At 62.4% G+C, this 9,946-nt stretch carries 10 protein-coding genes and 2 pseudogenes; 6 read left to right on the top strand and 6 right to left on the bottom strand.

The annotated features are described in order from the left end of the window. Nucleotides 1-88: 88 nt before the first annotated feature. The 5 genes from FSY66_RS12170 to FSY66_RS12150 all read right to left on the bottom strand — a co-directional run bounded on the left by FSY66_RS12170 (nucleotide 89) and on the right by FSY66_RS12150 (nucleotide 3,914). On the bottom strand, nucleotides 89-673 hold the full coding sequence (locus FSY66_RS12170) for a hypothetical protein (protein ID WP_144795331.1): 585 nt from the start codon (nucleotides 671-673) through the stop codon (nucleotides 89-91). Nucleotides 674-837: 164 nt separating this feature from the next. After that, entirely contained in the window at nucleotides 838-1,578 is a 741-nt protein-coding gene (locus FSY66_RS12165) for a hypothetical protein (protein ID WP_144795329.1), read from the bottom strand. Between the two features lie 98 nt (nucleotides 1,579-1,676). Continuing rightward, a complete protein-coding gene (locus FSY66_RS12160; protein WP_186304568.1) occupies nucleotides 1,677-1,958 on the bottom strand; it encodes an ATP-binding cassette domain-containing protein in 282 nt (93 codons plus the stop codon). A gap of 147 nt (nucleotides 1,959-2,105) precedes the next feature. Next, complete coding sequence (locus FSY66_RS12155; RefSeq protein ID WP_260853682.1) at nucleotides 2,106-2,279, bottom strand: ATP-binding cassette domain-containing protein; 174 nt, start codon at nucleotides 2,277-2,279, stop codon at nucleotides 2,106-2,108. A 174-nt stretch (nucleotides 2,280-2,453) separates the two neighbouring features. Next, nucleotides 2,454-3,914, bottom strand: a complete 1,461-nt coding sequence (locus FSY66_RS12150; protein ID WP_186304567.1) for an SNIPE associated domain-containing protein — start codon at nucleotides 3,912-3,914, stop codon at nucleotides 2,454-2,456. 175 nt (nucleotides 3,915-4,089) lie between these two features. On the opposite strand from FSY66_RS12150, the gene FSY66_RS12145 reads away from it, so the two are divergent. The 4 genes and pseudogenes from FSY66_RS12145 to FSY66_RS12640 all read left to right on the top strand — a co-directional run. Next, nucleotides 4,090-5,448, top strand: a complete 1,359-nt coding sequence (locus tag FSY66_RS12145; protein WP_144795321.1) for a M20 family metallopeptidase — start codon at nucleotides 4,090-4,092, stop codon at nucleotides 5,446-5,448. Nucleotides 5,449-5,463: 15 nt separating this feature from the next. Further along, nucleotides 5,464-7,098, top strand: a complete 1,635-nt coding sequence (locus FSY66_RS12140) for an AbgT family transporter (protein WP_144795319.1) — start codon at nucleotides 5,464-5,466, stop codon at nucleotides 7,096-7,098. Nucleotides 7,099-7,135: 37 nt separating this feature from the next. Continuing rightward, nucleotides 7,136-7,438 (top strand): annotated as a pseudogene (locus tag FSY66_RS13165) (HXXEE domain-containing protein); the annotation flags it as partial. Nucleotides 7,439-7,683: 245 nt separating this feature from the next. Next, nucleotides 7,684-7,821: pseudogene (locus FSY66_RS12640) on the top strand (transposase); the annotation flags it as partial. A gap of 17 nt (nucleotides 7,822-7,838) precedes the next feature. Here FSY66_RS12640 and FSY66_RS12635 read toward each other — a convergent pair. After that, nucleotides 7,839-9,191 carry a hypothetical protein gene (locus FSY66_RS12635; RefSeq protein WP_186304566.1) on the bottom strand — a complete coding sequence of 451 codons (1,353 nt, stop codon included), beginning with the start codon at nucleotides 9,189-9,191 and terminating at the stop codon, nucleotides 7,839-7,841. Nucleotides 9,192-9,440: 249 nt separating this feature from the next. Between FSY66_RS12635 and FSY66_RS12990 the strand changes: the two genes are divergently transcribed. Together FSY66_RS12990 and FSY66_RS12130 are read left to right on the top strand one after the other, a co-directional pair. After that, on the top strand, nucleotides 9,441-9,572 hold the full coding sequence (locus tag FSY66_RS12990) for a hypothetical protein (protein ID WP_260853681.1): 132 nt from the start codon (nucleotides 9,441-9,443) through the stop codon (nucleotides 9,570-9,572). Between the two features lie 45 nt (nucleotides 9,573-9,617). Then, nucleotides 9,618-9,946, top strand: a 329-nt coding sequence (locus FSY66_RS12130; protein ID WP_144795315.1) for a transposase, incomplete at its 3' end; no start/stop codon positions are given.

The following is a 9,946-nucleotide window of genomic DNA, read 5'->3' as shown; positions in this document are numbered from 1 at the left end:
AACCCCGCACCGGCACCCGCCGACGCGGCACTTGCGAGCCTCTAACAAACCCGGGGCGATTCAATGCCCTCTTACAGCTAAGCCGCCGTCAGGCCGGAGCCCGATCGATCTCGTTCCGGATGGCGCGTGCGAGCCACCAGAAGGCCCCGGTCAGGAACAGCAGCAGAGCAATCAACGACTCCTGCAGGCAGTGCCACAAGCCCATGGCGCAGATCAGCATGACGATCTGGCTCTGGAAGGCAGAGAGCAGGAAGCGCAGACCACCCAGGTCTCCGATCGGCGACGGAGACGCCGCAGGCGGATTAGTGCTCTGCCCTGCCGTGAGATCGGCATGAGCGGAAGCCATCAGGGACAGGAGAACGGCCGACCCGCAAGCGATCGAGAATCCGATCCCACCTGAGAACGAACCGCCGTGGGCTGCCTCACCCACCATTGCGACCAGCACAGCGATCAGAGCTCCGCCGGTAACGATGTCTCGATTGAGATTCCACATCGCCTCGCGTAAGGACCACCCGAGGACGGGCCTGAGACCCGCAAGATCTCGAGCCAAATGCAGATTGGATCCGCAGGTCTGCCACAAACCGAAGCTCAAGCAGGCGCTCACGACGAACCAGACCGCGGCTTCCCTGGATCGCTGCCGATACTCCCCCCTGCCCAGAAGAAGGTGCAGCACATGACTGCCGTCAAGGCTGCTGCTGGCGGTACGCCGCCAGTCACACGGCGCAGCTGAGTCAGTCTCAGTGATCCCACCGGCCCCTCATGGCGGAACGTCGAGGTGCGGACCCTGCGCCCAGGGACGCGCAGGCCGAAGACGTCCAGCTCGGAGTAGCTGCCGATTTACAGGGCGGCCGCCCTGCCGCGCACTGTCTGTGCGATCCCGATCAGCTCCGTGAGGCTCACTCGTCGAAGGCACACCACCAGTGCAGTGGTCGTGACGAGAGCGCATGCTCCCAATGCCCCGACGCCCCATGGCACCAGGAACAGATCAGGGCTGAAGGGGGACTCCGCAGCGGCGCCGCGCCCGACCAGGATCACCAGCAACCCGGTCAGCACGAGATGCAGCGGCAGCAGCCGGGCCCGCGACGTCGTCGGAAGGAACTGCCCGAGCGCCCACCCCGACATCAGCGACACCACGCCCAGCAGCAGCGCGATGACTATCCACAGCAGTCCACCTGCCCGGTCGGACTGCACCCAGAAGGACGCCACGACCGTCGAACCCAGCATCAACGCGCAAGCAAAGGCCCCGCAGAGCTTGCCCCGCATCATCCGCCAGGCGATCACGGGCGGTTCTCGACCCTGGACATCCTGAAGCCAGACTGCGAAGGGCTCCCCCAGCATCGGGCCCACCACCGCTCCCAGCAGCATCACCGCACCCAGCGCCGCGAGCATGACCCCGAGCACCGTCACCCCGGAAACCGCGTGCAGTTGACCTGAGTTCCACGATTCGGCCAGTCCCGTTCCCAGTGCCACAGAGTTCGACACGCCATACAGCCCGCCGAAGAACATCACGAGATACAGGACGTAGACGCGGGATGAGTCCCAGTCCTGGCGCACGGTCTGCCGATAGAGATCCCTCACGGGCGACGTTCATGCGACCGCCGATGGTCCCCTGCGCGATCCCTGGTTTTTGCCATGGATGCCCGCATTGCGAGCCGTGCTCTGCGCGTGGTCGTGACTCATATCAGCCGATCACCGGGGCTGAATCGGAAATCTGCTTCCTCTGCGAAGCGCTCGTCGTGAGTGGCGATCAGTATGGCTGCCCCGGACTCGGTGCGACGTCTCAGCGAGACCAGCAGCTTCGCCGAGATCTTCGTGTCCAGATGCCGCTCGGGCTCGTCGAGGAGGATCACGTCTGCCCGTCGCCCCAGCGTCATCGCCAGCTGCAGGCATTGGCTCTGCCCCGAGGAGAGCTGATGCGGGAACTGATCCACGACCTGAGTCAGTGAGAACTCCTCCACGAGCTCCGCGTCGGACTCGTGAAAGTTCAGATTCGCCTCGCCTCACGACGCCACCAGCAGCCGCAGGTGCTCGGCGACCGTGAGCTGCAGCGACGTGGGGACCGCGCTCACCAGCGCAGCGGCCTTCGCTCGACGCAAGACTCAAGGCTAGCTGCAGTCGTTCCCTGCCAGCCAGGCACGACCAGCCTCGAGCGGGAAGTCGCCGCAGAGGCATCTCAGGAGTGTGCTCTTGCCCGACCCGTTGGGGCCAACAAGAGCCGCGATCTGGCCTCTTTCGACGTGGAAGGAGGCCTCGTCAGGCACGAGCGAACCATCCGGCATCATCCGCTGCAACTGTCTGGCTTCGATCATTCGACCAATGTATCAGATATGCCACACAACAATGCGCACGGATCGGCATCTGGAGATATGTCGAGAGTTCTCGAGATCTGCACAACGAAATCCACCCAAAACAGAGATGGCACTGGACCAGGAACTGCCGAGCCAGGTCATTCGTCACTGCCCGAGGGAAGAATCGGTCAGCACGAGGCTCTGACGATGCTCCTCAGCGTCTGGCTCGACCTTGAACTCAAGGATCTCAACGCTTTCCTCACGAAGCGCGTCAAGCACATCCTGTGGAGTTACCGCAAAGAACTCTCTCCTGGTGTTCACCTTATTGAGTCGCTCACGACTGAACCTGCGATGCAGGCTGGATTCGATTCCTACTGCATCCTTCGAGAAGAACAGGGCGTGGACGTCGAACTTGAACGGGACCGAAGCATCCCCGAGCTCATTGACTCGATCCATCGGATCCAACCGCCGAGTCATCCCGATCTTCACAACCCCGGGCCCGAATGCCCCGATGTTGGAGATCACGTAGACATAACCGGCCCTGGAGTGCATCTTGCGAAACTCCACATCTTCGATAGATCGTTCAACCGCCGCGAGCTCTTCGCGCATCCTCTGAACACCATCGACATCACCCCGCGCCTCGAGTCTTTCAATGGCATTCCTGAAGTGCGACTGGTCCTTGAGGAGACTCTGCATCGCCTCCGCGAGCTCTGCTTCTGCCTTCTTCTGCTCGCGCAGCTCAGCTCTGAGCTCTTTCTCACGAGCCCTCTCCAACTGAACAGCCATCAAGTACCGGGACGCCAGGCGAATCTCCTCAAGCCGCAGTCGGTGATATGAGAAGCCTACCTTGAGATCGATCATCTCCCCGCTCTTCTCAATCTGCCGCTTGGCGGTCTCCACGCGTTTGATACACGATTCAACATTTCCAGCTCTTGCTGACTTCACCGAATTCTCCGCCTCCGCATTGTATGCACGAAGCAGAATCTTTGACATGTTCTTGACGAACCTCCCACCCTGGGCGGTGGAATTGTTGAACGTAAATCCAGAGGCTGCTCGGACGGCCTGGCCGGCGCGCGCCATCTCCTTATACTGCGCTTTCACGGACTCCAGCTGGGCCTTGAGATCCACCGAGTCCTCTGCTGGATGCTCAAAATCGAACAGCCCCAACCCTTGTAGCTCCGATTCACTCCTGACATCGACCAGCTGAGCCTGAACTACTGCGATTTCAGCTCTTATCCGATTCAGTTCCTGAGTAGCCCCTTGTAGCTCCGCATCGATTTGACGCCGACGCTCCTGCGACTCGAGCTCCACCGCCTGCGCCCTTTCACGAGCGGACCGCTCGGCCTCCAGGGCTCGAATGGGATCCTGAAGATTGTTCTCCTGGATCCATCCCTTCAAACCGTTGAGCTCCTCCAGGAACTCTTGAGCCTTCTTTTTCCCGGAGAAGAATCCGATCTTCGCCTCGGGCTCAGGTTCAGCAGGGTGAGACGCCGGCGCGGCTTGAGGGATCGGCGCAATCAGACGCGGATGCGGCTGCGTGTAGGCAGTCCACTGAGCACCGTCCCACCAGCGGAGCAGGCCGGCGTTGACATTGTCTTGATACCACCCAGGGGGAATCTGATGCATCCACATATCGTATACGGACTGGTCCACGAAACCGGTGGCCACACGCATGGGCGGTCTTTCGGCACATGAAGATCAGAGCGTTCGTCGACTCGGATCCTCCACGACTCTTCCACCCTCTGCTCGTGCCGTGTCGCTTCGCCTGACCCTCGCATACGAAGCCTGCTACCTTTCTTCCATGAGATCTGAGTCACAGTTGCATCGTGTGCCGGAGCCGTCCCACGCCTACCTGGATGCCTTGAATCGGCAGACCGAGCAGCGTAAGGCCGCAGCGCATCATCAGCTCGCCGACTCTCCCGGTGCTCCGGAGGGTCTCGTGGGCGCCGTCGAGCAGGCTGTGGAGCATCACGGCGAGCAGCTCATGGAGATTTTGCACGCTCTCCACGAGCGCCCGGAGCTCGCCTACCAGGAGCATCACGCCGCACAGCGTCTCGTCGCCCACCTGGAAGACCACGGCATCACGGCCGAGTCTCCGGCGTTCGGTCTGGACACCGCGATCCGGGCCGAGATCGCCGCGCCGGACTTCGATCCGGAGCGCGACCGCACCGTCGCGATCCTCTCCGAGTACGACGCCCTGCCGGAGATCGGCCACGGGTGCGGCCACAACGTAATCGCGGTGACCGGACTGGGGGCGTTCACCGCCCTGGCGCAGCTGCTGCGCGAGCAGCCAGAGGGCTTCCGCGGGCGCGTCGTCTACCTGGGCACGCCTGCCGAAGAGGGCCACGGCGGCAAGGAGGTCATGGCCCGGGCCGGCGCATTCGACGACGTCGACGCCGCCATTATGACCCACCCCTACTTCTCCGATGCGGCCGACGTGCACTGGCTTGGACGACGCGGCTGCCGCGTGGAGTTCACCGGACTCGCCGCCCATGCCTCGGCACATCCGTTCCTGGGTCGCAATGCCCTGGACGCGGCGAGTCTGGCCTATCAGGGCCTCGGGCTGCTGCGGCAGCAGATGCCGCCGACGGACCGGATCCACGCGGTGATCCCGCGGGGCGGGGAGCGCCCGAACGTCATCCCGGAATCCGCCGTGCTCGATCTCTACGTCCGCTCGCAGCTGCCCGAGACGCTCAAGGCGCTGTCCGAGCGCGTGCACGAGGTGATGCGAGGCGCCGCGCTCATGGCCGGTGTCGGCGTGCAGATCCACTGGGACGAGTCTCCCGCCACCCTGCCGGTTCTCAGCAATGGGGCACTCACTGATCGGTGGGTCCTCGCCCAGCGGCGGCGCGGCCGCGAGCCGCTGCCCGCCGGCACGATCTCGGAGGTCTTCGCCGCTTCGACCGACTTCGGCAACGTCAGCTACAGGATCCCGGGGATACACCCGATGCTCGGGATCTCAACCGACGATATCGGCCTGCACACCCGCGACTTCGCCGACGCCGCAGCCTCCCCCGCCGCGGAGCGCGCGGCACTCGACGGGGCCTTCGGCCTGGCCGCCACCGCCCTGGATTACCTCCACGACGACGACCTGGCCGCTGCCGTGCGGCAGGAGTTCGAGACCGACGGCGGCGTGGACGTCGCCTCCTACTTCGACTGAGCCCGGAGGATCCCCATGAGCAACGCAGCCGGCTCCCGGACCACGCTGGGCGATCGCGTCCTCGGCGGCGTCGAGCGCGTGGGCAACAAACTGCCCGAGCCCTTCGCCCTGTTCACCATCCTCTTCCTCATCACGGCCGTGGTCTCCACTGCGATGGCCTGGGCAGGGGTGACCGTCATGGTGCCCGGCGCTGAGGAACCGGTCACCGTCAAGGGCCTGTTCACCGGCGAGGGCATCGCATGGTTCACCACGACGCTCGGCGAGAACTACATCGGGTTCCCGCCGCTGCTCACCGTTCTGCCGATCCTGCTGGCCATTGGAATCGCCGAGAAGTCTGGATTCCTCTCCGCCGCAATCCGGTATTCGATCGGCGGAGCGCCGCGGTGGCTGCTCGGCTACGCGGTGGGCTTCGTGGGCGTCGTCGGGTCGATCCTGGCGGATTCCGCGTTCGTCGTGATCCCTCCCCTGGCGGCCATGGCCTTCAAGGCAGCCGGCCGGCACCCCATGGCCGGGCTGATCGGCGGATTCGCCGCGACGGGCGCCGGCTACTCCACGAGCATCTTCCCGACGTCGCTGGATGCGCTGTTCGCCGGGGTCACCAACTCCGTGATCCCCACCGTCCCGGACCTGGCGGCGCGGGCGCACGAGGTCTCCCCGGTCTCCAACTACTGGTTCAACATCGTCTCGGCGATCATGCTCTCGATCATCGCGGGCTTCGTGATCGACCGCGTCGTCGAGCCGCGGATGATCAAGACCGACGTCCCCCGCGAGCAGTCCCAGGCCCAGACCCAGCAGCTGGACACGGTCACCCGCCAGCAGCGGATCATCGGCGACGAGCAGTCCGTGGCCGAGGCGCAGGAACCCACGGTCGAGGCGCACCTGCGCCCGATCGAGAAGCGCGCCCTGGCCTGGGCGACGGCCACGTTCCTTCTGCTGTGCGCGGCCTTCCTGGTCTTCGCCCTGCTGCCCGATTCCCCCTGGCGCAACGAGGAAGGCGGATTCCTGCCCAAGTCCCCGCTGATGTCCTCGATCGTGTTCATCATCTTCACGCTGTTCGCCGTGAGCGGCTACGTCTACGGACGCGTGGAGGGCTCGATTCGCGGCTTCAAGGACGTGCCGGTCATGATGGGCCAGGCGCTCAAGGACATGATGTCTTTCCTGGTGCTGGCGTTCATCCTGGGTCAGTTCATCGCGCTGTTCAATTGGACCGGCATCGGCTCCTGGATCGCCGTGACCGGCGCCGCGAGCCTCGAGAGCGCCCACATGACCGGGTTCCCCGTGATCCTGACGTTCATCGTGCTGTGCTCGGTCCTGAACCTGTTCATCATCTCCGGCTCCTCCATGTGGACGCTCATGGCCGCCGTGTTCGTGCCGATGTTCGGGATCCTGGGCTTCGAGCCGGCTTTCGTGCAGGCGGCCTTCCGCGTGGGCGACTCCGCCACCCAGGTCATGACCCCGCTGAACCCCTACATGGTGGTGCTGCTGGCGATGGTGCGGAAGTACGAGCCCGGCGCCGGGCTCGGCACGATCATGGCGCGGATGGTGCCCTTCGTGGTCCCGTTCTGGGTCGCGTGGGTGCTCATCCTGGCGGTGTTCTACTTTCTGGATCTGCCGCTGGGGCCGGGGGCAGGAGTGATGCTGGGTGAGTGAGCCGGGAATCTTCGGAGGCTCGTCCGAGGTGCGCCTGATGCTCGGCATCTTCGTGGTGCACAACGTGGAGGAGATCATCCATCTGTCTCGCGATCTCGAGCAGCTGCCGAGCTGGGTCAGGCAATGGGGTCCCCGGGTGTCCACGCCGTCCTTCGCGGTGGCGACCGGGCTGCTGACGGTGGCAGTGAGCGCCGCTTCCCTCAGCGGGGTCGGGGCAGGTGGTCTGCGCCGCGCCGTCCTGGCCGGCGGGCCAGCCGCGGCGCTGGTAGGCAACGCTTTCTCGCACGTGGGGCGTGCACTGGTTCTGCGTCGCTACAACGGGGGCCTGGCCTCGGCGCCAGTGATGGCCCTGGTCGCAGGACGCGTGTTCGTCTCGTCTACGAGATCGGTCAGTGCGTCGGCTCGGCGCAGCACCTTCCTTCTAGGAAACATCGCGGCCCTGCCTGCGATGCGTTGGGCGCTCTGGGCTGGGCCGGCTTTCACGGACGCCTCCAACCGCTCTGTAGTCCTCGGGCCACCAGCGTCACAGATGAAGACCGCACCCGCGGTGCCCAAACCTCAGAAAAGGACCCAGGGCACTTCAGTTCGAGCAACGGGCCGACCGAGGCGATCAATCGGCGCCTGGAGCACCTGCGCGGCACCGCGCTGGGCTTCCGAAACCTGGCCCACTACATCACCAGTTCCCTGCTGAACACCGGCGGATTCAGAACCACCCTACAACCTCATCTGCGAAGAGCCGGTTACGTCTGCGAAATACGAGCAAAGCCCTCGAATCTCCCCGGCACCACAAGGGAGTTAGAAAAATTGGCCAAACAATTCAGCTCGCGAGCAAGTTCAGCCATCATCCAGAGACTATTTCGCAACTCAGTTTCAAACCAACTATCCCTAGGTGGTGAGCCAAGGGAAAATTCGATTTCACCACGACCCTCTTGCCCGGAGCTGCTAGATCCTGCATAAAGAATCCGTCTATGTTGCCACCTTATTCGAGTCCTTCTCCACTCGTTCGACGCCGGTATTCGATACGCAAGAAACTTACCTTCAGATGAAAAGCAAAAATGCAGGGCAATGAGCCCCTCCCATGCCTCTCGGGTAACCACTCGAGCGAGTGGAAACAATGAATCATTAAGTCCTGACCCCCAAACCTTCTCTACGTTTCTGAATACACTATACAGATCGTCCGAATATTCACGATTCGGAATGTTGAAACCGGACCCCAAGGCACATTCGTAATTGCAAACTAAACGCTCATTCACTGTCGGTCTAGCCATCCCGCGAACGCGCCCATTTTGCGCCCCTTTGTACCACCGGCCAGCCAGACGTCGCTCGATGGCATATTCCCGAAGTGTATACTCCATTTGACCCCTGATGCTCGAGGCGAGGCCCTCAATACATTCAGTTGAATCGTGCAGCTGTTTAAGTAGATTAACATCATACTCCCTGCGATACGCTCGTTTCGCTACGGCTCGCTCCGTGAATCCAAGTCGGATTAGAATTAGCGCCACAGGGATGACGCCACCAATAATACCCAATAGAGTAGCATAGGCCCAGGATAAAGTATGCAACGCATCAATCGCGATATTTAATCCATTTCTGACATGCCCCGGAAAGGCGGCAAGCAGGGCAGACAGGAGAACCAAAGCGCCCACGGAGCTCAGGAAAAATCCGGGGAGGGCGATAATCAATTGCAACATCTTGGCGACGGAAATCCATAGCGATCGAATAACACTCCTCACAAGAGCGCCAATTCGAGACTCGTCACTATTCAAGGGTATACGCTCAAGGAACGCCAGATCGCCGCGGCCCGATCCGTAGGTGTTAATTTTTAAAACTCGCAGTATATTCGCGATGCGACCAGTGGTCCGCTCAAGAATCAATACATTTTCGATTGTAGCACCAGACGAAAGATACCTTCCCACCCGACGGACCGCCTGAAATAAAGATATAACCCCGAAATCCCAAAGTATTGATACTAACACGAAAGTGGTGAAATATAAAATTATGCTCGTGAAGAAAACCTCGCCAGACTCTAGTGTGCTGAAGAGTGTCATGCGCACCCAGTGAAATAAAGAAAATAAGATCTCAGATATTTCCACGACACTTCCTCCCTGAAAGCCTGAGCGGCGCCCAATATTTTCCCCAAGTCGCCACAGGGGACGCAAGGGCCGTAAGCTCACTCACAGTAGCAGTCTATATTCGAGGCTACCTGCCCTCGCGCACTCCCAAGCGAAAGGTACTGCCCTGAAACGGGCCGGGTTTGATGCCGCTGCTGTTTGAGTCCGGAAGGATGGACAGCATGCCGAAGAAGATCGATCCCCCAGCTGCGCGCGAGGTGCTTGCGGCTCGTGCGCGAGCACGCCCAGCAGTACCCCACCCTGACCGCCGCAGTCACCGCGGTGGCACGGCAGGAAGGCGTCTCACGGGAGTCCGTGCGGCGCTGGCTGGCCCAGGCCGAGGTCGAGGTCGACGATGGGTGAAGCGCCCTGAGTTTGGTTCCGAGCTTCCTGAAGGAGAACCGGATCATGCCCAAGAGGTTCACTCCCGAGTTCCGCGAACGCGCCGTGCGGATGGTCTTCGACCGCCAAGCCGCCGAGGGAGGCCCACGAGCCGCGTCCATCCGGGTCGTAGCCGAATCGCTGGGCTGCGGGCCCGAGACCCTGCGTGCCTGGTGCAACCAAGCCATCGCAGCAGGCCAGGCCACGCCCGCCGCCGCCACGGACGAGAGCTTGAGCGAAGAGAATCGCAGGCTGCGTCGGGAACTCGCCGAAGCACGGCGCGCCAATGAGATGGCGGATTCAAGCGGTCAGCGCAACATCTCCTGTGAGATGGGACAGTCACTGACCACAGGAGG

The organism is Kocuria palustris (genome assembly GCF_007666205.1).
Taxonomy (GTDB): Bacteria; Actinomycetota; Actinomycetes; order Actinomycetales; family Micrococcaceae; genus Kocuria; species Kocuria palustris_A.
This window is presented reverse-complemented; position numbering and strand designations above follow the sequence as displayed.

Excerpts from the sequence above, each read along its gene's own strand:
- FSY66_RS12155 (WP_260853682.1), bottom strand. The coding sequence starts at position 2,279 with ATGCCGGATGGTTCGCTCGTGCCTGACGAGGCCTCCTTCCACGTCGAA.
- FSY66_RS12150 (WP_186304567.1), bottom strand. The coding sequence starts at position 3,914 with ATGCATCAGATTCCCCCTGGGTGGTATCAAGACAATGTCAACGCCGGC.
- FSY66_RS12145 (WP_144795321.1), top strand. The coding sequence starts at position 4,090 with ATGAGATCTGAGTCACAGTTGCATCGTGTGCCGGAGCCGTCCCACGCC.
- FSY66_RS12140 (WP_144795319.1), top strand. The coding sequence starts at position 5,464 with ATGAGCAACGCAGCCGGCTCCCGGACCACGCTGGGCGATCGCGTCCTC.